17 protein-coding genes are annotated in these 25,207 nt (G+C 71.7%); 11 read left to right on the forward strand and 6 right to left on the reverse strand.

Features of this window, described 5'->3' with window-relative positions:
- Positions 1-116: 116 nt before the first annotated feature.
- Entirely contained in the window at positions 117-1,613 is a 1,497-nt protein-coding gene (locus ACFY1J_RS02835) for an MFS transporter (RefSeq protein WP_390730468.1), read from the forward strand.
- Between the two features lie 63 nt (positions 1,614-1,676).
- Here the strand turns inward: ACFY1J_RS02835 and ACFY1J_RS02840 are convergent, their stop codons facing one another.
- Complete coding sequence (locus ACFY1J_RS02840; protein WP_390706458.1) at positions 1,677-3,320, reverse strand: M4 family metallopeptidase; 1,644 nt, start codon at positions 3,318-3,320, stop codon at positions 1,677-1,679.
- A 138-nt stretch (positions 3,321-3,458) separates the two neighbouring features.
- Here ACFY1J_RS02840 and ACFY1J_RS02845 point away from each other — a divergent pair, with 138 nt between their 5' ends.
- From ACFY1J_RS02845 to ACFY1J_RS02865, 5 genes are all read left to right on the forward strand, one after another.
- Entirely contained in the window at positions 3,459-3,872 is a 414-nt protein-coding gene (locus ACFY1J_RS02845) for a gamma-glutamylcyclotransferase family protein (protein WP_390706457.1), read from the forward strand.
- 46 nt (positions 3,873-3,918) lie between these two features.
- Positions 3,919-4,506, forward strand: coding sequence for a toll/interleukin-1 receptor domain-containing protein (locus tag ACFY1J_RS02850; protein WP_390706456.1), 588 nt, complete (start codon positions 3,919-3,921; stop codon positions 4,504-4,506).
- 1 nt (position 4,507) lies between these two features.
- Positions 4,508-5,590, forward strand: a complete 1,083-nt coding sequence (locus ACFY1J_RS02855; protein ID WP_390730469.1) for a hypothetical protein — start codon at positions 4,508-4,510, stop codon at positions 5,588-5,590.
- Positions 5,591-5,714: 124 nt separating this feature from the next.
- On the forward strand, positions 5,715-7,148 hold the full coding sequence (locus ACFY1J_RS02860) for a TIR domain-containing protein (protein WP_390706454.1): 1,434 nt from the start codon (positions 5,715-5,717) through the stop codon (positions 7,146-7,148).
- The gene (locus tag ACFY1J_RS02865; protein WP_390730470.1) at positions 7,145-9,085 is read left to right on the forward strand and encodes an SPFH domain-containing protein; all 1,941 of its coding nucleotides are present in this window, start codon (positions 7,145-7,147) and stop codon (positions 9,083-9,085) included. Before ACFY1J_RS02860 ends, ACFY1J_RS02865 begins: the two co-directional genes overlap by 4 nt.
- Before the next feature lie 525 nt (positions 9,086-9,610).
- Here the strand turns inward: ACFY1J_RS02865 and ACFY1J_RS02870 are convergent.
- Positions 9,611-11,797, reverse strand: a complete 2,187-nt coding sequence (locus tag ACFY1J_RS02870; protein ID WP_390730471.1) for a molybdopterin oxidoreductase family protein — start codon at positions 11,795-11,797, stop codon at positions 9,611-9,613.
- A gap of 118 nt (positions 11,798-11,915) precedes the next feature.
- Positions 11,916-12,596, reverse strand: coding sequence for a vancomycin high temperature exclusion protein (locus ACFY1J_RS02875; RefSeq protein ID WP_390706451.1), 681 nt, complete (start codon positions 12,594-12,596; stop codon positions 11,916-11,918).
- Positions 12,597-12,755: 159 nt separating this feature from the next.
- On the opposite strand from ACFY1J_RS02875, the gene ACFY1J_RS02880 reads away from it, so the two are divergent.
- The 5 genes from ACFY1J_RS02880 to ACFY1J_RS02900 all read left to right on the forward strand — a co-directional run bounded on the left by ACFY1J_RS02880 (position 12,756) and on the right by ACFY1J_RS02900 (position 19,812).
- The gene (locus ACFY1J_RS02880) at positions 12,756-13,610 is read left to right on the forward strand and encodes a sirohydrochlorin chelatase (RefSeq protein WP_390706450.1); all 855 of its coding nucleotides are present in this window, start codon (positions 12,756-12,758) and stop codon (positions 13,608-13,610) included.
- 146 nt (positions 13,611-13,756) lie between these two features.
- Positions 13,757-15,043 (forward strand): deoxyguanosinetriphosphate triphosphohydrolase, encoded by a 1,287-nt coding sequence (locus tag ACFY1J_RS02885; protein WP_390706449.1) that lies wholly within the window; start codon positions 13,757-13,759, stop codon positions 15,041-15,043.
- Between the two features lie 135 nt (positions 15,044-15,178).
- On the forward strand, positions 15,179-16,444 hold the full coding sequence (locus tag ACFY1J_RS02890; RefSeq protein WP_390706448.1) for an NAD(P)/FAD-dependent oxidoreductase: 1,266 nt from the start codon (positions 15,179-15,181) through the stop codon (positions 16,442-16,444).
- 60 nt (positions 16,445-16,504) lie between these two features.
- Positions 16,505-18,415, forward strand: a complete 1,911-nt coding sequence (gene dnaG / locus ACFY1J_RS02895) for a DNA primase (RefSeq protein ID WP_390706447.1) — start codon at positions 16,505-16,507, stop codon at positions 18,413-18,415.
- Positions 18,416-18,519: 104 nt separating this feature from the next.
- Entirely contained in the window at positions 18,520-19,812 is a 1,293-nt protein-coding gene (locus ACFY1J_RS02900) for an RNA polymerase sigma factor (protein ID WP_390730472.1), read from the forward strand.
- A 49-nt stretch (positions 19,813-19,861) separates the two neighbouring features.
- Here ACFY1J_RS02900 and ACFY1J_RS02905 read toward each other — a convergent pair whose 3' ends face one another.
- The 3 genes from ACFY1J_RS02905 to ACFY1J_RS02915 form a co-directional block, all read right to left on the reverse strand.
- The gene (locus ACFY1J_RS02905; protein WP_390730473.1) at positions 19,862-21,790 is read right to left on the reverse strand and encodes an ABC transporter ATP-binding protein; all 1,929 of its coding nucleotides are present in this window, start codon (positions 21,788-21,790) and stop codon (positions 19,862-19,864) included.
- Positions 21,790-23,523 (reverse strand): ABC transporter ATP-binding protein, encoded by a 1,734-nt coding sequence (locus ACFY1J_RS02910; RefSeq protein WP_390706444.1) that lies wholly within the window; start codon positions 23,521-23,523, stop codon positions 21,790-21,792. Before ACFY1J_RS02910 ends, ACFY1J_RS02905 begins: the two co-directional genes overlap by 1 nt.
- A gap of 139 nt (positions 23,524-23,662) precedes the next feature.
- Complete coding sequence (locus ACFY1J_RS02915) at positions 23,663-25,114, reverse strand: FGGY family carbohydrate kinase (protein ID WP_390706443.1); 1,452 nt, start codon at positions 25,112-25,114, stop codon at positions 23,663-23,665.
- Between the last annotated feature and the right edge of the window lie 93 nt (positions 25,115-25,207).

Below are 25,207 nucleotides of genomic sequence, written 5' to 3' on the forward strand. Positions count from 1 at the left end.
TGTTCCGAGCTGCGTACAGTGTTCGCATCGCTAGGAACAGCGTTCGCAACACAGGAACAGCGTGCGCAGCCGCTCGGTCTGTGCGCAGACGGTGAAGCCCGAAAGGAAGAACCCCGATGGAAACCCGCAACCCACGTCGCTGGTGGATCCTCGTCGTGCTGTGCCTGAGCACGCTGGTCCTGGTGGTCGACAGCATGGCGCTGACCGTCGCGGTGCCCGCGATGACCGAGGACCTCGGCGCGAGCGCCCAGGACGTCCAGTGGATCCTCGACTCCTATGTCCTCGTCTTCGCCGGTCTGCTGCTCACCTCGGGCAGCCTCGGTGACCGCTTCGGCCGCCGCAGGGTGATGCTGATCGGCCTGCTGCTGTTCGGCGCGGCCTCACTGGCCGGCTCGTTCGCCGCCGACCCCGGACAGGTCGTCGCCGTGCGGGTGGCGATGGGGGTCGGCGGGGCGCTGATCATGCCGTCCACCCTCTCCATACTCATCACGGTCTTCGGCGAGGAGGAGCGCGGCAAAGCGATGGCGGCATGGGGCTCGGTGTCGATGCTCGGTCTGGTCGGCAGCCCGGTGCTGGGCGGTGTCCTCGTCGACCACTTCACCTGGCATTCGATCTTCTTCCTCAACGTCCCCGTGGTCGTCCTGGCCGTCCTCGCCGGGGTGACCCTGATGCCGGAGTCGAAGGCGCCCTGGCAGAAGGCCGATCCGCTGGGTGCGGTGCTGTCCGCGGCCGGGATGACCGCGCTGGTCTGGTGGATCATCGAGATCCCGCAGCGCGGCGCGTTCGAGGGCCGTTCCCTGATCAGCCTGACCGTCGCGTTGGTCGCCCTCGCCGCCTTCGTGATCTGGGAGCGCGTGACCTCCTCCCCGATGGTCCCGCTGGTCCTCTTCAAGCACCGCAACTTCAGCGGAGGTTCGCTCTCCCTGGCCCTGGTCCAGATCGGCAACGGCGGTCTGCTGCTGGTCCTCACCCAGTATCTGCAGTTCGTCCTCGGCTACTCGGCCATCAAGGCGGGCCTGGCCTTCCTGCCGCTGGCCGTGACCGCGATCGTCGGCAACACTGCGGGTGTGAAGCTGGCCGCGAAGATCGGCAACCGCTTTGTGATCCTGACCGGCATGCTGATCATGGTGGCCTGCTTCGCCCTGCTCACCACCGTCGACGCCGGCTCCGGCTTCACCGTCCCGGCGATCGCCCTCGGGCTCCTCGGTCTCGGTGCCGGTGCGGCCATGCCGGCGGCGGTCGGCGCGCTGATGGCCACCATCCCGGCGGACAAGGCGGGCGTCGGCTCGGCCCTGAACGACACCGTCCAGCAGGCCGGCACCGCCCTCGGCATCGCGATCCTCGGCTCGCTGCTCTCCAGCGGCTACGCGGACCGGATGCCCGCGGACGCCCCCGACCAGGCCCGCCACTCCATCGCCGGAGCCGTCGCCGCGGCCCACCCCGCCCTGATCCGCTCGGCCCGCGAGGCCTTCACCTCCTCGATGTCCACCACCTTCACCCTGAGCGCCCTCGGCGTCCTCGCCGCGGCGGTCCTGGCGACGGTGGTGATGCGGGACGACAAGCAGGAACAGCCCGCCGAGTCCCCGGACCGGGAGCCGGAACCGGCCGCCTGACCCCACCGCACACAACAAGGCCGGTGCCCGCCAGGGCACCGGCCTTCTTGCCGCTCGTGGCGGTCAGTTCACGTTGACCGCGCTCCACGCCGCCGCCACCGCGTTGTACTCCGTGCTGCCCGCGCCGTAGAGGTCCTTGGCCGCGTTCAGGGTGGCCGTGCGGGCGGCCTTGTAGTTGGTGGAGGACGTCATGTAGACCGTCAGCGCCCGGTACCAGATCTTGCCGAGTTTGTCGCGGCCGATGCCGGTCACCGTCGAGCCGTTGTACGTGGGCGAGTTGTAGCTGACGCCGTTGATGACCTTCGCGCCGCTGCCCTCCGCGAGGAGGTAGGCGAAGTGGTTGGCGACGCCGGACGAGTAGTGGACGTCGAGGTTGCCGACCGAGGAGCTCCAGTAGTCCGCGGAGTTGCCGTCCTTGGACGGCTGGTCCATGAAGCGGAGGGCGGGCTTGCCGAAGCCGGGGCGGACGATCTCCTCGCCGATGAGGTAGTCGCCCTGGTCGGAGGAGTTGTTGGCGTACCACTCGACGAGGGTGCCCATGATGTCCGAGGTGGCCTCGTTCAGGCCGCCGGACTCGCCCGAGTAGGTCAGCGCCGCCGTCTTGGACGTCACGCCGTGCGACATCTCGTGGCCCGCGACGTCCAGCGCCACCAGCGGGCCGAAGACCGAGCCGTCACCGTCGCCGTACGTCATGCAGAAGCAACTGTCGTCCCAGAAGGCGTTGTTGTAGTTGTTGCCGTAGTGGACGCGGTTGTACGAGCCCTTGCCGTCGTTGGCGATGCCGTTGCGGCCGTGGACGTTCTTGTAGTAGTCCCAGGTCTCGTTGGTGCCGTACTGCGCGTCCACCGCCGCCGAGGAGCGGTCGGCGTTCGCCCCCGTGCCCCAGTGGTTGTCGGCGTCCGTGAACAGTGTCGCGGGGGCGCGGACGAAGCAGATGCCGAAGATGCACAGGTCGGTCTTGTTGGCGGCGTCGCCGGTGTACGTGTTGCCGCGGGTGGGGTCCTTGAGCTGGTACGTCGACCCCGACTGCGTCGTCTCCAGCGGCACCGTGCCGCTGTACAGCGACTGGCCGTCGCCCGTCGCCGTCTCGATGCTGTCCCAGGCGTCGATCTGGGCGCCGGTGCGGGCGTCGGTGAGCACCGTGCGGGCCACCGGGTTGCCGAGGGAGTCCTGGCCGACCGCGTTGGTGCGCCAGGCCAGCTTCGGGGCGCCGTGCAGCGCGTCGACGACCAGCTCCGGCTTGGCCTTGACCCGCTTCAGGCTGTCGCCGAGGTTCGCCGCGCGCAGCGCGTTCACCGCGAGGTCGGCGGCCTTGGGGGCGGACAGCTTCGGGGTGATCGAGGACAGGGAAATGTGGCTCTTCGTGGCGCGGTTCGCGTTGCGGAACGTGCCGTTCGGGGTCAGGTGGACCACGAAGTCACCGCCGAGGACCGGCAGTTGGCGGTAGGTGCGGTCGTAGCGGACGTGCTGGGTGCCGTCCTTGTCGACGATCACGTCCCGGACGCTGGTGTCCTGTGTGGAGGTCAGGCCCAGGCTCGTGGCGTGCTGTACGAGCGCCGAGGCCGCGTTCTCGATCGCGGTGGCCCGGGTCGGTCTGCCGTCGGCGTGGGCGGCGGGGGAGAGAGCGGCGGCCAGCAGGGTCGCTGTGGTGGCGGCTATGCCGGCCGTGGCGAGACGGGATCCTCGGATGTGTCGTGTCCGACTCATCGGTCTCCTTGGGAAGGCGCCTCGAAGGCGTGGGGGTGGCGCTGATGTCGACTGAGATTTAAAGGGCCATGACATGTCATGTCCATAGCGCCTACAAGGAGATGTGTGAGGGGTCGGAGAGGATGCAGAATCGTTCCTGTGACCCTTCCGTTCTTCGTCTACGGCACGCTCCGCCCCGGTGAGCCCAACCACGATGTGTTCCTTCGCGGCCGTACGCGCTCCGAGGAGCCCGGCCGGCTCACGGACGCGGTGCTGTACGACGGCCCCGGATATCCCTACGCCGTCGAGGAACCCGGGGGAGTCGTCAGCGGGGAACTCGTCGCCGCGCTGCCCGAGGCGTACCCCGAACTGCTCGCCGAGCTCGACCGGCTGGAGGAGTACGTTCCGGGCGACCCGCGCAGCCTTTACGAACGGGTCGACCGGAATGTCGTACGCGGCGACGGCACCACCGTGCGCGCCTGGGTGTACGTGGCCGCGCCGCATGTCGCCGCCCTCCTGCGCGCACGCGGCACGCGCATCGCGGGCGGCGACTGGCTGAACCGGGTCCACTGAGGGCAAACCCCGTCCCTTGTGCGGGTATCGCCCCTACACTCCAGCCATGACGGGGCTTGACGGGGTCAACCTGGCGATCGCGGTCGCCGGTCTGCTGCTCACGGTGGCGGGCACGTACTTCGGATTCCACGAATACCGCCAACGGCGAGCGGGCGCCCGTGCCGACGACGACGGCGCCGGCAGCGGCGGAGCGTCCGAGCCGCCCGAGCGGCAGGGCCCGTACGACGTCTTCGTGTCGTACGCGGACGGGGACGCACAGGCGGCGGAACTGCTGGCCGGGCGGCTGCGCGCGGCGGATCTGGATGTGTTCCTGGTGTGCTGGGTCGCGCCGGGACTGGTCTCGCTCCTGGAGACCGAACGGGCGCTCACCGAGGCCGGGTTGGGAGTCCTGCTGTTCGGCTCCGGCACGACGGCCGACCCCCGCGCCCGGGACGAGTACGCCGCGCTGCTGCACCGCAAGTACGAGGGCGGCCTGCGGTTCGTACCGGCGCGGATCGCGGACGTCCCGCTGCCCCCGCTCGCCGCCATCCACCAGCCGCTCGACCTCACCCGGCCCGGCACCGCCCACTACGACCGCGAGGTCGCCCGCCTGGTCCGGGTCCTGAGCACACCGCGGCGCACGGCGGGAGCCTGAGATGGTGGTCACCCGGCCGTGGCGACTGCCGCGCTGGACGGAGGTGCGTGAACTGCACACGGGGCGGTGCGGGCGCGTCGTACTGGCGTGGCCCGCCTACGAATCCGGGGACGGCGACGGCGCGTCGGCCGGGTCCCCGGCCGTGCCCCGTGTGACCGGCGCCGGGCACGGGCCCGAGCGCCCGGCCGTGGTGAGGTACGTGCCCGCCCGGCCGCTGATCCACCGGCCGCGCGAGGCCGCGTTCCGGGCGGACGTCCGGCGGCTGGCCGGGCTGCGGATTCCCGAGGCGGCCGTGCCGTACCGGTTCGTGCAGGCCCCGGCGTTCCGGACGGCGTACGAGCGGTCGGCCGTGGCCGCCGGCGGGGCGCTGATCAGCGACGCGGTCGAGGGCGTCACCCTCGCGCGCCTGCTGGAGCGGCACGGAGCGCTGTCCGGGCCCGCCTCGGCGGTGCTCTTCCGGGCAGTCCTGCGCGCGTTGGCGGCCGCGCACGAGCGGGGCACGGCCCATGGCGACCTGCGGCCCGGCAAGGTGCTGGTCGGCGCCGACGGGACGGTCACGGTGACCGGCCTGGGACTCGCGGCGCTCACCACCGGCGCCCCGGAACTGCGCGCCCCCGAACTGTGGCAGGGCACCGGGGACGCGACCCACCAGGCCGACGTGTACGCGGCCGCATGCGTCCTGTACCGCTGCCTGACCGGGCGGCCGCCCTTTCCCGTACCGCAGTTGTTCAGCCTGATGGCCCGGCACACCACGGCACCGGTACCGCTGACGGGGATACCCCGCCCCCTGCGCGAGCTGCTGGCCGCCGGTCTGACGAAGGACCCGGAACCGCGCCCGCGCGCAGCCGCCCTGCTGGCCGAGATGCGGCGGTCGGCGAAGAGCGACTGGGAGGAGACGGGCAGGGCGGAGCTGGGCGCGCTCGCCGCACCAATGGTCGAGCCGCTGCCGCGCACCCCGCCGCGGACGCCCCCGGCACCGCGGCCGCCACTCCGGCCCACCCGGCCCGCCCGGCCCACCCGGCCCACGGCGGCCCTCGGCCCGCCCCCGCGCCGCAAAGTCCCGTACGCAAAGGAATCGGGTTAGTGCGACTTACTCAATGCCTGGGTGGAGGGGGTGGTTCCAGCCCTAGCCTGGTCCCCCTCGCAACCGGCGGCCCGGTCCGGTGGCCGTACGGCCCCGGGCGGCCGTGCCCAGGAGGTCCACGCTGTTGAACGACCGGTCGAGCGACGTGTTCCTCTCCTATGCGGCCGACGACGCCGCCTGGACCGAACGGCTGGCAGAGGAGCTCGCCGCGCACGGACTACGGCCCTTCTTCGCCGAGTGGAGCATCGAGCCGAGCGAGGTCGTCGTCCACCGCCTGGACGCCGAACTGCTGGCCTCCGCCCATGGCATCGCCGTGATCAGCCCTGCGTCCGTGCGCTCCGGCCGCGCCATGGACGAGTACGCGGCGCTGGCCACCGCGTCGGCCGAGCGCGGACTGCGCTTCATCCCGGTGCTGCTCGGCCATGTCGCCGTACCGCCGTTCGCCGCCAACCGCGTCTGGCGGGACTTCAGCGACGTGACCGACGAGGAGTTCGCGGAGAAGGCCGCCGAACTCGCCGCCGTCGTCGCGGGCCGCCCCGCCGCGCCCGGTGCCGCGGCCGCCCGGGACAACGAGGACGTCGCCAACCTTTCCCCGCCCCGCCCGCTCACCGCACCCGACCGCCCGTCCTTCGTCGTCTGCTACGCCCCCGCCGACGCCGCATACGGCCGCGCGCTGGCCGGCCGGCTGCGCGAGGCCGGGCTGCCGGTCTGGTCGATCGGCGATCTGCGGCCCGGGGACGCCCACTTCTGGACGATCCGGCAGCAACTGCGGCACGCCGTCGCCGTCGTCGTCGTGATGACGCCCCGGTCGCAGGACTCCGACGACATCACCCGCATGATCCTCGAAGGCCAGGTGCACGGGCGGCCGTTCGTCCCCGTCCTGCTCGACGGAGAGGTCAACTACCACCTCGCCGCCGCCTGGCACATCGACGCCCGCGACGGCGCGGCGCTCGCCGACGCCCACCTCGACCTGCTGCGCCGGCTGCACGAGGACGCGGCCCGCGGCCGGCCGCCGCGGCTGCCCGAACCGCGCCGGGCACGCGGCGGCCGAGGCCCGTCCCCGGTGCGGCTGACGGCCGCCGCCGGTCTGGAACGGCTGCGCGGCCACCTCACGGAGGACGAGTACGAGCACGCCGACCTGCTCACCACCCGGCTCGTCATGGAGTCGGCGGGCCGGCTCACCGAGGGCTGGCTGAGCGCACGGCACGCCGCCACCGTGCCCCGGGAACTGCTGGCCGGCATCGACGCGTTGTGGGCCCACCGCTCCCACGGCCGGCAGGGCTTCAGGCGCCAGCTCGCGCTCGCCCCCGCCGGGGGACCGCGGGGGCCGCGCTTCCCCGAGCTGGGCGCCGCACTGGGCTGGCGGGACACGGCCGAGGACGCCGTGCCCCGGCGCTACCGCGACTTCGCACGGCGGGTGGGACCCGGCGGACGGGCCGGCTTCTACCCCACGCTGCGTGATCCGGGTCATGAGAACGACCCGGACTGGTACGACCGTTGGAGTTCGACCGTGCTGGCGCTGCACGCGCGGCTACGGGAATGGGGGATCGACCCGTGATCGTTCTGGTGTTCTTAATCCTGATCCTGCTGGCCATCGCCGGGGCCGCGGCGTTGAGGGGGCGGGTCGTCGTGCCCGCCGACCACGTCGGGATCATCACCCGGCGCTATGTGGCCCCGCATCCGGACCGCACGTTCAAGCAGGTCAACCCGGCCGACGCACGCGGAGTCCTGGCCCGCACGCTGCTCCCCGGGACCCACTGGATGTGGCCGGTGGTCAACTCGGTGGACCTCGTGCCCAGGGTGCATGTGCCGACGGACATGATCGGCGTGGTGACGGCCCTGGAGGGGCACAACCGGTCCGACCGCGGCAGGCTCGCCCGGCACGTGGACTGCGACGACTTCCAGGACGGCGAGAAGTTCCTGCTCGGCGACGGCAGGCGCAAGGGCGAACAAGGCGTCCAGGTCACGACCTTGAGCGGCGGTCAGTCGTACTACATCAATCCCCGGCTGTTCCGCGTCGAGATGAGGCCGCGCACCTTTGTGCCGCCGGGCACCATCGGCCTGGTGCAGGCGAAGGAGGGCGCCGTGCGGCCGCCGGACCGCAGGTTCGGCCGGCACATGGAGTGCGACAGCTTCCAGGACGGGGAGGCCTTCCTCGCGGGCGGCGGCGAGCAGGGCAGGCAGTTGGCCATCCTCGGCGGCGGGGCGTACTACGACATCAATCCGGAGCTCTTCGACGTCGTCACGGTCGACAATGTGACCGCGGCCCGTGACGGGCTGACCGAGGCGCATCTCCGGGAGATCTCCATCGGGGAGGACTACACCGGAGTGGTCATCACCCTGGACGGCGCCGAACCCGGCCAGGACGTGGACGGTGCGGTGGCGCCGAGGGTGGCCGGGCACAGCAGCTTCCGGCTGCCCTGGGTCTTCCTGGAGAAGGGCGGACAGCGGGGCGTCCAGGAGGAGACCCTGGGCAAGGGCACGACGTGCGCGCTCAACCCGTGGTTCGTACGGGTGATGGTGATCCCCACCCGGGTACTGATCCTCAAGTGGCACGACAAGCGGGCGTCCGAGGCCGAGAACTACGACGCCGACCTCGGCCGGATCACCGTCAACGTCCAGGGCTTCGACCTGTCCGTGGACCTCTGGCAGAACCTGCAGATCCCGCCGGACGTGGCGCCGAAGCTGGTCAGCCGGTTCGGCGGCGTGAGCACCGCAGGACTGGGCGGGCTGGTCGACGACCCCGCGCCGATGAAGCGGTTCGTGCGGGACGTCCTCGGCGCGGCGGTGGCCGGGTACTTCAACGAGATCGTCATGACCAACTCCGTGCTGGAGTTCCTCGCCAGCTACGAGCACGTCCGCAAGGACCTCACCGACCGGGTCAGGCACGCGCTGGAGAAGTGGGGCGTGGAGACGCTGGACACCAGCCTCGGCCGGTTCACGCCGACCGATCCGGCCCTGCTCGACACGCTCAAGGCCAAGTTCATCGAGGAGGGCCGGGGCGAAAAGCTCGGCGTGGCCGTCGAGAACGCCAAGCTGGACGACCTCATCGACGCCTACCGGGCACGCGCGGAGGCCCGCCGCGCCGGTCTCGAACTCAAGGCCGAGGTGGAGGCGTTGGGCAAGGACAACGTGGCGATGATCCGCATCGTCCGCGAGTTCGCCGGCTTCGACGTCCCGCAGTACATCGGCGGGGGCGGCGACATCTCGGCCTACATCCAGACCCTGCCCCTGCCCGCGATGCAGGACCTCCTGGCCCGCCTGCGCCAACTCCGCACCGACCAGCAGCTCTCCACGGGCCCGGGACGGCAGGAACTGACCATGGAGGGCCAGGGCAGGCGAGAGGACACGGACACCTCGCTCCACCCGGACGACACACTCTCCGGCATCGAAACGGCGGACCTGATCCCGACACAGGACGCAACGGGAACGGAGGCGGTGCCCGGGGACGACGACGGGGTGCCGCGGGCACGCAAGCCGGACGATCTGCGCTGAGCGATTGGACTGGACCGGGCGGCGGTGCGTCCTGTGGCACGGGGCGGGCCGTGGCCGGGCGTCGCGGGGGCGCGGGCCGCGTGGTGCGTTGGCGCGGCCCGCGCCGGGCCAGTGGAACGGCATGGAGACCGGGCCGGGTGGATGGTGGTGGTGACGCGGGCCGGGGCCACCGTGCGGCCCCGGCCCGCGAGACGACGGTCACCGGGTCCCCCTCGGTAGCGCCGAGCCGGGCGCCAGCCGCGGGTGGAGTCCCACGAACGGACCGGGGCGGCCGCGTTCAACTCGTCCACGCGGCAGGGTGCCGGTGGGGCGGATACCGGGGGCACGCGGGCCGGGCGAGCTGGGCTGAGGTTGGACCGGGCGGCGGTGCGTCCCGTGGCACGGGGGATGTGCGACGGGACGACCCCCCGGCAAGATCGGGGAGCGCGACCACCGACCACCCAGCCCGGCGGCGGCGCGGAAGCGGCCCAACGCCGTGGCACGGGGTGGGCCTTGGCCGGGGGCCGGGGGCCGTTCAAGCGAAGGTCACGGCTGCACCGGCTCCACGCGTACCGCGCATGTCTTGAACTCCGGCATGCGGGAGGTGGGGTCGAGGGCCGGGTTGGTGAGGGTGTTTGCGCGGCCCTCGCCCGGCCAGTGGAACGGCATGAAGACCGTGTCGGGGCGGATGGTGGTGGTGACGCGGGCCGGGGCCACCGCGCGGCCCCGGCGTGAGACGACGGCCAGCGGGTCGCCGTCGGCCGCCCCGAGCCGGGCCGCCAGCCGTGGGTGGAGTTCCACGAACGGACCGGGGGCGGCCGCGTTCAGCTCGTCCACGCGGCGGGTCTGGGCGCCCGACTGGTACTGGGACACGACCCTGCCGGTCGTCAGCAGCAGCGGGTACTCGGCGTCCGGTTCCTCGGCCGAGTCGCGGTGCGAGACGGCGACGAAGCGGGCCCGTCCGTCCTCGGTGGCGAAGCCGTCGAGGAAGAGGCGCGGGGTGCCGGGGTGAACGGTGGGGCCCGTGGGGTCGTCCGGTTCCGTGGCTTCTCCGACCGGGTCGGCCTCCGCCGGGTCGAGCGCCGCGTCCAGCGCCGCGTCCTCGCCGTCGTCCGGTTCGCCACCCGGGACCGACGGGCACGGCCAGAACACCCCGTTCTCCTCCGCCAGCCGCCGGTAGGTGATCCCCGAGTAGTCCGCGGGGCCCCCGGCACTGGCCCGGCGCAGCTCGTCGAAGACCTCCTCGGGGTCGGTCGGGAACCCCTTCTCCACGCCCAGGCGGGCCGCGAGCCCGTGCAGGACCTCCAGGTCGCTGCGGATCCCGGCGGGCGGTGTGATCGCCCGCCGGCGCAGCAGCACACGGCCCTCCAGGCTGGTCGTGGTGCCCGTCTCCTCCGCCCACTGGGTGACCGGCAGGACGACGTCGGCCAGCTCCGCCGTCTCCGAGAGCACCACGTCCGCCACCGCCAGGAAGTCCAGCGACCGCAGCCGCTCCTCCACATGCGCCGCGTGCGGCGCCGACACCACCGGGTTGGAACCCATCAGCAGCAGCGCGCGGATGTCGGTGCCCAGCGCGTCCAGCAGTTCGTACGCGCTGCGCCCCGGCCCGGGCAGGCTGTCCGGGTCCACGCCCCACACCTCGGCGACATGCCGCCGCGCGGCCGGGTCGGTCAGCTTGCGGTAGCCGGGCAACTGGTCGGCCTTCTGGCCGTGTTCACGCCCGCCCTGCCCGTTGCCCTGCCCGGTCAGACAGCCGTACCCGGACAGCGGACGGCCCGCCCGGCCCGTCGCCAGGCACAGGTTGATCCACGCCCCGACCGTGTCGGTGCCCTTGGACTGCTGCTCCGGCCCGCGTGCCGTGAGCACCATCGCGGTCTCCGGCTCACAGAACAGCCGTACGACCTCCCGGAGTTGTGGAACGGACACCCCCGTGATCCGCTCCACATACTCCGGCCAGTGCGCCATCGCCGCGGCCCGCGCGTCCTCCCAGCCGGCCGTGCGCTCCTGGATGAACGCCTCGTCCGTCCGGCCCTCCGCCACCACCAGGTGCAACAGCCCCAGCGCCAGCGCGAGATCGGTCCCCGGGCGCGGTGCCAGGTGCAGGTCGGCCTGTTCGGCGGTCTTCGTGCGGCGCGGGTCGACGACGATCAACGTGCCGCCGTTCTCCCGAAGTTCGCCGAAGAACCGCAGCGACGGCGGCATCGTCTCCGCGAGATTGGAGCCGACCAGGATCACGCACCCTGTCCGCGGGATGTCCTCCAGCGGGAAGGGCAGCCCCCGGTCCAGGCCGAAGGCCCTGGTCCCGGCGGCCGCCGCCGAGGACATGCAGAAGCGGCCGTTGTAGTCGATCTGCGAGGTGCCGAGGACCACCCGCGCGAACTTGCCGAGCGAGTACGCCTTCTCGTTCGTGAGCCCGCCCCCGCCGAACACCCCGCAGGCGTCGGGACCGTACCCGGTGCGCGCCGACGACAGTCCCGCGGCGACACGGTCGAGCGCCTCGTCCCAGCTCGCGGGCACGAGCGCGCCGCCGGAGCGCACCAACGGCGAGGTCAGCCGCACCCCGGACGAGAGCACCGCGGGAGCCGTACGCCCCTTGCCGCACAGCGCTCCCCGGTTCACCGGGAAGTCCGCCCGCTCGGTCACCTCGACGCCCCCCTGCGGCAGGGGCGACAGATTCATCCCGCACTGCAGGGCGCAGTACGGGCAGTGGGTGGGCGTCGAGGCGGTCTGCATACCGCTCAGCGTGCTTCGGGCGTGTTACGTCCCATGACGGCCCTTTGTTACACGGAGGCGAACCCGGCCTCCCCGCCGCGCCCCCGCCACCGTGAGGCGCGGCGAGCCCGGCCCCGGCTCAGCGTCCGCTCGCCAGCGCCCGCGCCACTCCCGGTTCCTTCGGGCCCAGGAAGGTCGGATCCGGCTCGAACACCGCGTCCAGGGCCGCCTTGCCCGCCGCGAAGATCTCGCGGGTACCGCCGTAGTACCAGGTGACGTCGTGCTTGGCGTCGACCCCGATGCCGTACGAGTCGACCCCCGCCGCCTCGCACAGGGCCACCGCGCGGCGGATGTGGAAGCCCTGGCTGATCAGCACGGCACGGTCGACGCCGAAGATCTTCTTCGCCCGGACACAGGAGTCCCAGGTGTCGAAGCCGGCGTAGTCGCTGACGATGCGGGCGTCCGGCACCCCGTGCCCGGTGAGGTAGGTCCGCATCGCGTCGGGCTCGTCGTAGTCCTTGCGGCTGTTGTCCCCGGTGACCAGCACGACCTCGATACGGCCCGCGCGGTACAGCTTCGCCGCCGCGTCCAGCCGGTGCGCGAGGTACGGCGACGGCTTGCCGTCCCCCCACAGGCCCGCCCCGAAGACCATGGCGACCTCGGTGCGGGGCGCGTCGGCCGTCGTGCGCAGCCGGTCGGCCGTGGACACGTACAGCCAGGTCGCCGGCAGCAGCGCGAGCACGCATCCCGCCATGACACCCTGCACCAGCCGCCTCCACCCGGCACGGGTGCGCGGCAGGCGTGGTCGACGGATCTTCATGCGGTCCCCTCAGCTCCCCGGTCCCCTTCGACCATGGAGGACGCGTACCGCAGTGATCCGGTTCACCTCACAGCGCCGGGGCCCGTGCCGTGAACCCACGGAAAATACCTGTCACCGCGGCGCAACGGGGGTGCAATCTCCGGCCGCCAGGATCCTTCCATGACGGCGTCGAACCCTCCTCGCGACGAGTCCCGCATCCACCTCGACAGCACGGCGGACATCATGAGCAGCATCGGCAGCGAGCTGGCCGGCCGGCTCAGCCTCGTCTCGCTCCAGGGCAGGCGCCGCCCCGCCCCGCCCGCCCTCGTGCTCGTGGCGCACGGCAGCCGGGACCCGCGCGCGCTGAACACCGTCCGGCTGCTCATGGAACGGGTACGGGAGCTGCGCCCCGGCGTGCCGGTGCACCTCGGGCACATCGAGCTGAACGAGCCCCTGCTCCCCGACACCCTCGCCGCCCTCGGCGACACGCCCGCCGTGCTCGTACCGCTCCTGCTCAGCCGCGGCCACCACGTCAAGCGGGACATCCCCGAGATGGCGGCCGCCGCCGCGGCACGCACGCGCGTGGCCGCCCCGCTCGGCCCGCACCCGCTCCTCGTGGAGACCCTGTACACCCGCCTCGTCGAGGCCGGCTGGCGCACCGGCGCCGACGACCCCGTCCGCCGCAACGGCGCCGTCGTCCTCGCCGCGGCCGGTTCCCGCGACCCCGACTCCGCGGCCGACACCCGCCGCACCGCCCGCCTCCTCGCCGAGCGCCTGGGCGTGCCCGTGGTCCCCGCCTACGCCTCCGCCGCGACACCGACCGTCGAAGCGGCCGTACGCTCCCTGACCGCCCGAGGCCGCCACCGCATAGCTGTGGCCTCCTGCTTCACGGCCCCGGGCCGCTTCGCGACACAGTGCGCCGAAGCAGCCCCGTGGCTGGCCTCGGCCCCCCTGGGCGCCCACGAGGCGATGACCCGCCTGGTACTGCACCGCTACGACCAGACCTTGGCAACCCCGGCCACGACAGCCGCTTGAGGGGCGCGGGGCTGCGTCGATATGCGGCTCCGCCGCGTGGGCGCGGCAAGCCACATGAGACCCGCAGCCGCAAACCGACACAACTCGGCAGCCGAGTAGGCACCCACCAACACCCAATTGTCACTGCCGACGCTTACTGTCGAACCATGGAAGGCACAGGCACCGAACCCGAACCCCTCCCCGGCTACGACCCGGCGTCAGCCGACCGCTGGGCGCCAGAGCCGGACAAACGCCCAGGCCGCACCGCCTTCCAGCGAGACCGCGCACGCGTCCTGCACTCCGCGGCCCTGCGCCGCCTCGCGGGCAAGACACAGGTGGTCACCCCGGGAACCAGCAGCCAGGCGTGGGACGCCAGTCCCAGAACCCGGCTGACCCACTCCCTGGAGTGCGCCCAGGTCGGCCGCGAGCTGGGCGCGGCCCTCGGCTGCGACCCCGACCTCGTCGAGGCCGCCTGCCTCTCCCACGACCTCGGCCACCCACCCTTCGGTCACAACGGCGAACAGGCGCTCAACGAGTTCGCCGAGGACTGCGGCGGCTTCGAGGGCAACGCCCAGTCCCTCAGGCTCCTCACCCGCATCGAGCCCAAGCGCTTCACCGCGCAGGGCTCCGTCGGCCTCAACCTCACCCGCGCCGCGCTGGACGCCGCCACCAAGTACCCCTGGCCGCGCGGCGCCCACCCCACCGACCCCAAGTCCCGCAAGTTCGGGGTCTACGAGGACGACCGGCCCGTCTTCGACTGGGTCCGCAAGGAGGCCCCCGGCACGCGCACGTGCTTCGAGGCCCAGGTGATGGACTGGGCCGACGACGTGGCGTACTCGGTGCACGACGTCGAGGACGGCCTGCACGCCGGCCACATCGACCCCAACTGCCTGCACGCCGAGCCCGAGCGGCAGGCGGTCTTCGCGGTCGCCGTCGGCCGGTACGTCCCGGCGGACACCGACCCGGCCGAACTCGCCGAGGCCCTCGACCGGCTCCAGGACCAGGAGTGGTGGCCGCACGGGTACGACGGCACGGCGGTGGCCCAGGCCCGCCTCAAGGACGCCACCAGCCAGCTCATCGGCCGCTTCTGTCTGGCCGCCGAGGGCGCCACGCGCGCCGCGTACGGCAGCGGCGGCCTCACCCGCTACGGCGCCGAACTCGTCGTACCGAGACCGGCCCGCATGGAGTGCGCGGTCCTCAAGGCGGTCGCCGACCGGTATGTCATGCAGCGCGCCGAACAGGAGCGGCTCCGTGCCGACCAGCGGGTCGTCGTCGCCGAACTTGCCGAGGCGCTGACCGCCCGCGCGCCGGACGGACTGGATCCGCAGTTTCGCGCGCTGTTCGACGGGGCACCCGACGATCACGCCCGCAAACGCGTGATCGTCGACCAGATCGCCTCCCTCACCGACGCCTCGGCCCGCTCGCTCCACGCGCGCCTGACGGGGCGCGTGTGACCGACACGTGAGACTGACGAGGTACGTGTGACAGGGAAGTGACCCTCCGTGGCCTGATCGGGGCACTCCCTCTTCCCGCATCACGCTGCGTGCGGGACGCTCGCATGTGGCGGCACCCTTACGAGGAGGCATCAAGTGGTCGACGCGGATCAGACATTCGTCATCGTCGGAGGAGGTCTGGCCGGCGCGAAGGCGGCCGAGACGCTGCGTGCTGAGGGCTTCACCGGCCGGGTGATACTGATCAGCGACGAACGCGACCACCCGTACGAACGCCCGCCCCTGTCCAAGGGTTATCTGCTCGGCAAGGAGGAGCGCGACAGCGTCTTCGTGCACGAGCCCGCCTGGTACGCGCAGAACGACATCGAGCTGCACCTCGGCCAGACCGTCGACGCGATCGACCGCACCGCGAAGACCGTGCGCTTCGGCGACGACGGCACCCTCGTCCACTACGACAAGCTGCTCCTCACCACGGGCGCCGAGCCCCGCCGCCTCGACATCCCCGGCACCGACCTGGTGGGCGTCCACCATCTGCGGCGTCTCGCGCACGCCGAGCGCCTCAAGGGCGTCCTCACCGCCCTCGGCCGGGACAACGGCCATCTGGTGATCGCGGGCGCCGGCTGGATCGGCCTGGAGGTCGCGGCGGCGGCCCGCGAATACGGCGCGGAGGTGACCGTCATCGAGCCGCTGCCGACCCCGCTGCACAGCGTCCTCGGCCCCGAGCTCGGCAACCTCTTCGAGGAACTGCACCGCGAGCGTGGTGTCCGCTTCCACTTCGGTGTCCGGCTGACGGAGATCGTCGGCCAGGACGGCATGGTGCTGGCCGCGCGGACCGACGACGGCGAGGAGTACCCGGCGCACGACGTGCTGGCGGCCATCGGCGCGGCGCCGCGCATCGGTCTGGCGGAGGCCGCGGGGCTGGAGATCGCCGGCCGTGCCCACGGCGGTGGCGTCGCGGTCGACGAGCGGCTGCGCACCTCCGACCCCGACATCCACGCGGCCGGCGACGTGGCGTCCTTCCCGCACGCCCTGTTCGACACCCGGCTGCGGGTGGAGCACTGGGCCAACGCGCTCAACGGCGGCCCGGCGGCGGCCCGCGCGATGCTGGGCAAGGACGTCCTCTACGACCGCGTGCCCTACTTCTTCTCCGACCAGTACGACCTGGGGATGGAGTACAGCGGGTGGGCGCCCCCGGGGTCGTACGACGAGGTCGTGATCCGGGGCGACGCGGGCAAGCGCGAGTTCATCGCGTTCTGGGTGAAGGAGGGGAGGGTGCTGGCCGGGATGAATGTGAATGTGTGGGACGTCACAGAGCCGATCCAGCGGCTGATCCGCTCCACGACCCGGGTGAACACGGAGGCCCTGGCGGACCCGCACGTTCCGCTCGAAAGCCTTGTGCCGTGAGTGCCGGTCCGTGAGACGTCACGCCCCAGGAGTGTCAGTTCTGCCCCGTAGAATCACCACGTGGCAGGACGGATCAACGACGAGGACGTGAAGGCGGTTCGGGACGCGGTCCCGATCGACGCCGTGGTGTCCGAGTACCTCCAGCTGCGCAACGCGGGCGGCGGCAACCTCAAGGGCCTCTGCCCGTTCCATGACGAGAAGTCGCCGTCCTTCCAGGTCAGCCCGAGCAAGGGACTCTTCCACTGCTTCGGCTGCCAGGAGGGCGGCGACACCATCACGTTCGTGATGAAGGTCGACCACCTCTCCTTCTCGGAGGCGGTCGAGCGCCTCGCGGCCCAGGCCGGCATCACCCTGCGCTACGAGGAGGGCGGATACAACCCGGCCCACCAGCGAGGCGAGCGCATCCGCCTGGTCGAGGCGCACAAGATCGCCGCGCAGTGGTACGCCGAACAGCTCGCCACCGGCCCGGAGGCCGAGACCGGCCGGGTCTTCCTCGCCGAGCGCGGCTTCGACCAGGCCGCCGCCGTCCACTTCGGCGTCGGCTACAGCCCCCAGGGCTGGGACCACCTCACCCGCTATCTGCGCGGCAAGGGCTTCACCGACAAGGAACTGCTCCTGTCCGGCCTCTCCCAGGAGGGCCGCCGCGGCCCCATCGACCGCTTCCGCGGCCGCCTGATGTGGCCGATCCGCGACATCGGCGGCGAGGTGGTGGGCTTCGGCGCCCGCAAGCTGTACGAGGCGGACAACGGGCCCAAGTACCTCAACACGCCCGAGACCGCGATCTACAAGAAGTCCCAGGTCCTGTACGGCATCGACCTCGCGAAGAAGGACATCGCGAAGGCCAGCCGCGCGGTCGTCGTCGAGGGCTACACGGACGTCATGGCGTGCCACCTCGCCGGAGTGACGACCGCGATCGCCACGTGCGGCACGGCGTTCGGCGGCGACCACATCAAGATCCTCCGCCGGCTGCTGATGGACAACGGCAGCGCCCGGGTGATCTTCACCTTCGACGGCGACGCGGCCGGCCAGAAGGCGGCCCTGCGCGCCTTCGAGGACGACCAGAAGTTCGCCGCCGAGACGTACATCGCGATCGCGCCCGACGGCATGGACCCCTGCGAGCTGCGCCTGGCCAAGGGCGACGAGGCGGTCGCCGACCTGGTCGAACCGCGTACCCCGCTCTTCGAGTTCGCCCTCCGCCAGATCGTGAACCGCTACGACCTGGACACCCCGGCGGCCCGGGCGGCCGCCCTGGACGAGGCGGCCCCGATCGTCGCCCGCATCAAGAACAGCGGCGCGCAGCACGAGGTCGCGGTGGAGCTGGCCGGGATGCTGGGCATCCTGGACACCCAGTTCGTGGTCAAGCGGGTCGCCCAGCTGGCCCGCTGGGCCCGTGAGCGGGGCGGCGGCAGGGGCCAGGCCCCGGCCTCCCGCGCCCCCCAGCAGTACGAGGCGGCGGCCTCCGCCCGCCCCGCAGGACCCGGCCCGGCCCTGAACCTCCGCAACCCGGTGTACGCCACCGAACGCGAGCTGCTCAAACTGGCCCTCCAGCGCCCGGAGTTGGTCTCCCCGGCGTTCGACGCGTACGGCGTGGACGAGTTCACCGCCCCGCCCTACGCCGCCGTACGCCAGGCCGTCCTGGACGCGGGCGGCGCCGAGTACGGCGTACAGGACCCGCAGGAGTATCTGGTCCGGGTCCGTGAGGCGGCCCCCGACGACACGGTCCGCGCGATGGTCACCGAGCTGGCGGTCGAGGCGATCATGCGCCGCACGGTCGACGAGGCGTACGCGGGCGACCAGCTCGTGACGGTCCGCCGCCGAGCCGTGGACCGCCGCATCCACGACATCCAGATCACCCTCACCCGCCTCGGCAGCAACGCCGACCCGGCCCATCTGGCCGCCGTACAGAACGAGTTGTGGGTGTTGCAGCAGTACGGCCAGGCGCTTCAGGAGCAGGGTGCGGCCGCTCTCTGAGCGGTTCGCATACGCCAGGGTTACCACGCGGTCACGACTCGGACGCAAAAAGTCACCGCACGCCCCTCGTGGCGGCGATGTGTCTTACCCCACACTGGGTTCCGGTGCCTGAGTCCTCGGAGCGCGGCCGATCCGTCCCCCACGGGTCCCACACCCCCGCGGTTCCTCTCATCGCGTACGGGACGGACAGCGGCGAGGCCGTCGACTCCGTCCCCGAAGTACCGCTGCCGTACTCCTTGGCAGCGATCATCCTGGAGGTCGCCCCCGTGCAGACCCAGACCCTCACACAGACCGGCGTCGGCACGACCGAGGAGCCGGACGCGGAGACCGACGTCTTCGCGGCCGTGCCCCCGCAGGGCCGTGTCGCGCTGCACCCCGAGACGGAGCCGGAGGCCCCGTCCGAACCGGCGGAGCCACCCGCCGAGGCACTGGCCGCACAGGCCCCCGAGCCCGCCGAACCGCCCGCTCCCCGCCCCGACACCAGCGGCCCCTCCTCGGACCTGTTCCGCCAGTACCTGCGCGAGATCGGCCGTATCCCGCTGCTCACCGCGGCCGAGGAGGTCGAGCTCGCCCGCCGGGTCGAGGCCGGGCTGTTCGCCGAGGAGAAGCTCGGCAGCACCCCCGACCTGGACGACCGGCTCGCCCTCGACCTGGACAAACTGGTCGTCATGGGGCGGATGGCCAAGCGCCGGCTCATCGAGGCCAACCTCCGGCTCGTGGTCTCCGTCGCCAAGCGGTACATCGGGCGCGGGCTGACCATGCTGGACCTGGTCCAGGAGGGGAACCTCGGGCTCATCCGGGCCGTCGAGAAGTTCGACTACGCCCGCGGCTACAAGTTCTCCACCTACGCCACCTGGTGGATCCGGCAGGCCATGTCCCGCGCCCTCGCCGACCAGGCCCGCACCATCCGCGTGCCCGTGCACGTCGTCGAGCTCATCAACCGGGTCGTGCGGGTGCAGCGCCGGATGCTCCAGGAGCGCGGCTACGAGCCCACCCCCGACGAGGTCGCCGCCCACCTCGACCTGCCGCCCGAGCGGGTCAGCGAGGTGCTGCGGCTCGCCCAGGAGCCCGTCTCGCTGCACGCGCCCGTGGGCGAGGAGGACGACGTCGCCCTCGGTGACCTCATCGAGGACGGCGACGCCACCAGCCCCGTGGAGTCGGCCGCCTTCTTGCTGCTCAGGGAGCATCTGGAGGCCGTGCTGTCGACCCTGGGGGAGCGCGAGCGCAAGGTCGTACAACTGCGCTACGGACTCGCCGACGGCCGCCCCCGCACCCTGGAGGAGATCGGACGCATCTTCGGCGTCACCCGGGAGCGGATCCGCCAGATCGAGTCGAAGACCCTCAACAAGCTCCGCGACCACGCATTCGCCGACCAACTGCGGGGCTACCTGGACTGAAAGGGGCCGCTCACCCCACGGCGAGCGGCCCCCGGCGGTACGAACCCGTTCAGTCCACCTCGGCGACCGCCTGCGCGAACTGCGCCTTGTACAGCCGCGCATAGGCACCGTCCGCGGCCAGCAGCTCCGCGTGCGCGCCCTGTTCGACGATCGAGCCGTTCTCCATCACCAGGATCGTGTCGGCGTCCCGGATCGTGGACAGCCGGTGCGCGATGACGAACGACGTCCGCCCGTGCGCCAGCTTGGCCATCGCCTTCTGGATCAGCACCTCGGTACGGGTGTCGACGGAGCTGGTCGCCTCGTCGAGCACCAGGATCACCGGGTCGGACAGGAACGCCCGCGCGATGGTGATGAGCTGCTTCTCGCCGGCGCTGACGCCCGTACCCTCGTCGTCGATCACGGTGTCGTAGCCGTCGGGCAGGGTACGGATGAAACGGTCGGCGTGGGCCGCCCGCGCCGCCTCCTCGATCTCGCCCCGGGTGACCTCGCGGGAGGCGCCGTACGCGATGTTCTCCGCGATCGTGCCGCCGAACAGCCAGGTGTCCTGCAGCACCATGCCGATCCCGGCCCGGAGTTCGTCCCGGGACATCCTGCGGATGTCGACGCCGTCGAGGGTGATCCGCCCGCCGGACACGTCGTAGAACCGCATCAGCAGATTGACCAGCGTGGTCTTGCCCGCGCCCGTCGGGCCGACGATCGCGACCGTGTGCCCCGGCTCCACCTTCAGCGACAGATCCTCGATCAGCGGCCTCTCGGGCTCGTACCGGAACGACACATGCTCCAGCGCCACGCGCCCGGCCGATTCCGCCGGCCGCTCGCCCTGCACCGGGTCCGCCTCCTGCTCCTCCGCGTCCAGGAGTTCGAAGATCCGCTCCGCCGAAGCGACGCCCGACTGCACCAGGTTGGCCATCGAGGCGACCTGGGTCAGCGGCATCGAGAACTGCCGCGAGTACTGGATGAAGGCCTGCACGTCACCGATCGACAGCGTGCCGGACGCCACCCGCAGACCACCGACCACGGCGACGAGCACATAGTTCAGGTTCGACACGAACATCATCAGCGGCTGCATCACACCGCTGTTGAACTGCGCCTTGAACCCGGCCTCGTACAGCGCGTCGTTCTGCTCGGCGAACTGCTGCGCCGACTCCTGCTGCCGGCCGAACACCTTCACCAGGGTGTGCCCGGTGTACATCTCCTCGATGTGCGCGTTCAGCTTGCCGGTGGAGCGCCACTGCTGCACGAAGTGCGGCTGCGAGCGCTTGCCGACACGCGTCGCCACGACGAACGACAGCGGCACGGTGACCAGCGCGACCAGGGCCAGCAGCCACGACACCCAGAACATCATCACCAGCACACCGATGATGGTGAGCACCGAGTTGATGAGCTGGCCCATCGACTGCTGGAGCGTCTGGCCGATGTTGTCGATGTCGTTGGTGGCCCGGGAGAGCACCTCGCCGCGCTGGCGCTTGTCGAAGTACGACAGCGGCAGCCGCGACAGCTTCCCCTGCACGTCCTCGCGCATCCGGTACATCGTGCGGTTCACGGCCCGGTTGACCAGCCGTGTCGCCACCGCCATCAGCAGACCGGCGACGAGGAAGGTGCCGAGCGCGAACAGCAGCACGTTCCCGACGGCGTCGAAGTCGATGCCCTTGCCGGGGGTGAAGTCGGTGCTCTGCAGCATGTCCGCGACGGAGCCCTGGCCCCGCTCGCGCATGGAGTCGAGGACCTGCTCCTTGGTGGCCCCGGCCGGCATCTGCCGGCCGATGATGCCCGCGAAGACCAGGTCGGTGGCCTTGCCGAGGATCTTCGGCCCGATGACGCTCAGGGTCACGCTGACGACGACGCACAGCAGCAGCGCGTAGATGGTCAGCCGTTCGGGCTTGAACCGGGCGATGAGCCGTTTGCCCGACTCCTTGAAGTCCATCGAGCGCTGGTCGGGGCCGCCCCCGGCCATCATGCGTCCCATGGGCCCTGCCATCAGGCGGCCTCCGCTTCCGTCAGCTGGGAGAGCACGATCTCCCGGTAGGTCTCGTTGTCGGCCATCAGCTCGTGGTGCCGGCCGGTGCCGACGACCAGCCCTTCGTCGAGGACCACGATCCGGTCGGCGTCCCGGATGGTCGCCACGCGCTGGGCCACGATCACCACGGTCGCCTCGGCGGTCTCCCGGGCGAGCGCGGCGCGCAGGGCCGCGTCGGTGGCGTAGTCGAGCGCGGAGAAGGAGTCGTCGAACAGATAGATCTCCGGGCGCTGCACGAGGGTGCGGGCGATGGCCAGGCGCTGGCGCTGACCGCCGGAGACATTGGTGCCGCCCTGGGAGACGGGGGCGTTCAGACCGCCCTCCAGCTTCCGCACGAAGTCCTTGGCCTGCGCGACCTCCAGCGCGTGCCAGAGCTCCTCGTCGGTGGCGTCCGGATTGCCGTAGCGCAGATTGGTGGCCACCGTGCCCGCGAACAGGTACGGCTTCTGCGGGACGAGCCCGACGGTCTTGGCGAGCAGCACCGGGTCGAGGCCCGACACGTCGACGCCGTCGACGAGCACCTCGCCGTCGGTGGCGTCGAACAGCCGCGGGACCAGCCCGAGCAGGGTCGACTTGCCGCTGCCGGTGGAGCCGATCACGGCGGTCGTCTCACCCGGCCGGGCCACCAGGTCGACGGACTTCAGCACCGGCTCCTCGGCACCCGGGTAGCGGAACCCGGCCCCGCGGATCTCCAGATGGCCGTGCCGGCGCAGCTCGCCGACCGGAGCGAGTGGCGGCACCACGCTGGACTCGGTCTCCAGGACCTCCTGGATGCGCTCGGCGCACACCTCCGCGCGCGGCACCATCATGAACATGAAGGTGGCCATCATCACGGACATCACGATCTGCATCAGATAGGCGAGGAACGCGGTCAGATCGCCGATCGCCATCCCGCCGCTGTCGATGCGGTGCGCGCCGAACCACACGACCGCGATCGACGACAGGTTCACCACCGTCATCACGATCGGGAACATCAGCGCGAGCATCCGGCCGGTCGCCAGCTGCATGTCGGTGAGCTCGCCGTTCGCCTTCCCGAAGCGGCCCTGCTCGTACTCGTCGCGGACGAAGGCGCGGATCACCCGGTTGCCGGTGATCTGCTCGCGCAGCACCCGGTTCACCGTGTCCAGGCGTACCTGCATGGACCGGAACAGCGGGCGCAGCCGGCGCACGATCAGCGTCACACAGATGCCCAGCACCGGTACGACCGCCACCAGGACCCCGGACAGCGGTACGTCCAGGCCGAGGGCCAGGACGATGCCGCCCACGCACATGATGGGCGCCGACACCATCAGCGTGAACGTCATCAGGGCCAGCATCTGGACCTGCTGGACGTCATTGGTCGTACGGGTGATGAGGGAGGGGGCGCCGAAGTGACCGACCTCACGTGCGGAGAAGGACTGCACCTTGTCGAAGACGGCGGCCCGGACGTCCCGGCCGAGCGCCGACGCGGTCTTCGCGCCGTAGTACACGGCGCCGATGTTGCACACGACCTGCGCCAGCGAGATGCCGATCATCAGGACACCGAAGGACAGAATGTAACCGGTGTCACCCTTCACGACACCGTTGTCGATGATGTCCGCGTTCAGGGTGGGCAGATAGAGGGTGGCGCAGGTCTGCAGGAACTGCAGCAGCACCAGGATGGAGATGGGTTTCCTGTAGGGCCTGAGATAGGTCCGCAGAAGTCGTATGAGCACGCTACGTCTCTCGGAGTCGGCGGTGGGGGGCGAGGTGGTTGCCCGTGGCCCCTATCGTCGGACACTCCACCCGCGTTACCTCAACCGATTAATCCGACAGCCGTGCTCCAGCGGGCCTCTTGCGACTCCTTTGCGGACCTTACGACCGAAACGCCCCGGGGTGGGTCTGCTCGCGCACCGACATGAACTGCTGCCGCACCGCCTGCCCCACGGCCAGCTGGTCACCGGGGTCCAGGACCTGCGCCGCCGCGCCCTGCCAGGCCGGCGGGGTGCGCGGATCGAGCGCGCCCTGGGAGACGCCGAGCGCCCAGGCCGCCTGGCGGGCGGCGCCGATCGCCGCGTAGTCGGCGGGCTGCGGTACGACGACCTGCGCAGCGAACAGCGAGGGCGCGGCGGACTGCACCGCCGACAGCTCGGCGGCCTGCCCCAGCAGGAAGACCCGTCGCACGTCGACGCCCCGCCCGCGCAGCACGTCGAGCGCGTCCGCGAGCCCGCAGAGCATGCCCTCGAAGGCGGCCCGCGCCAGGTGCTCGGGCCTCATGGACTCGCGTCTGAGGCCCGCCAGGGTGCCCGCCGTGTGCGGCAGGTTCGGCGTCCGCTCGCCCTCCAGATAGGGCAGCAGGACCAGTCCGTGCGACCCGGGCGTGGACTTCATCGCCAGGTCGGACAGGCTCTCCAGGTCGGGCATCCCGAGGAGTTCGGCGGTGCCGCGCAGGGTCCGTACGGCGTTCAGGGTGGTCACGACCGGCAGGTGCATGCCGGTGGCGTCGGCCAGCGAGGTGATCATGCCGGTCTGGTCGACGAGAGCCTCGGGGTGCACCGCCATCACGGACCCGGAAGCGCCGAGCGACACCACCGCGTCGCCGAGCCCGAGGCCGAGCCCGAACGCGGCGGCCATCGTCTCGCCGGTCCCCGCGGAGATCAGCAGCCCCTCCGGTGTCGTACCGGCCGCGTCGGAGGGACCGATCACCTCCGGCAGCATGGCCTGGTGACCGAGCGCCAGCTCGACCAGTTCGGGCCGGTAGCCACCGATGGCCGCCGACCAGTACCCGGTGGCGGAGGCCCCGCCGCGGTCGGTGGTCCTTCGCACCGGCCGCCCGAGCAGTTGCCAGACGAGCCAGTCGTGCGCCTGGAGCAGGATCGCCGTCCGCCGGGCGTTTTCGGGCTCGCTCTTGGCGAGCCAGCGCAGCTTGGTCACCGACTGCGCCGCCTGCGGCACCGAGCCCACCGCCTGCGCCCACGCCTCGCGGCCGCCGAGCGCGTCGACCAGGTCGGCCGCCGCGACCTGCGCCCGCTTGTCGCCGCCGACCATGGCGGGCCGCACGGTGTTGCCCTGTGCGTCCAGCGGTACGAGTGCGTTCTGCTGGGCGGAGACCCCGATGGCTTGCACACCCTCCAGGAGCCCGCCGCCGGCGGCCTCGCCGAGGGAGAGCAGCCAGGCCTGCGGATCGATGTCGGAGGGCCGGCCGCTCTCGGGGTTGTCCACCGGGTGCGGCGCATAGCCCTGCCGCAGCACGGCTCCGGTGTCCGTGTCGCAGACGACGATGCGAGTGAAATCGGGCGAACTGTCCAACCCGGCGACTATCCCCATGGGAAAATTCTGCCGTACCGCGCCGCCGGGTTTCGCCGCTGGGCGCCGTTGGGGTGACGTCGTATCTCGGGTGAGGGCCGTCCTGGGCCGGTC

Source organism: Streptomyces sp. NPDC001406 (assembly GCF_042895285.1).
Classification (GTDB): domain Bacteria; phylum Actinomycetota; class Actinomycetes; order Streptomycetales; family Streptomycetaceae; genus Streptomyces.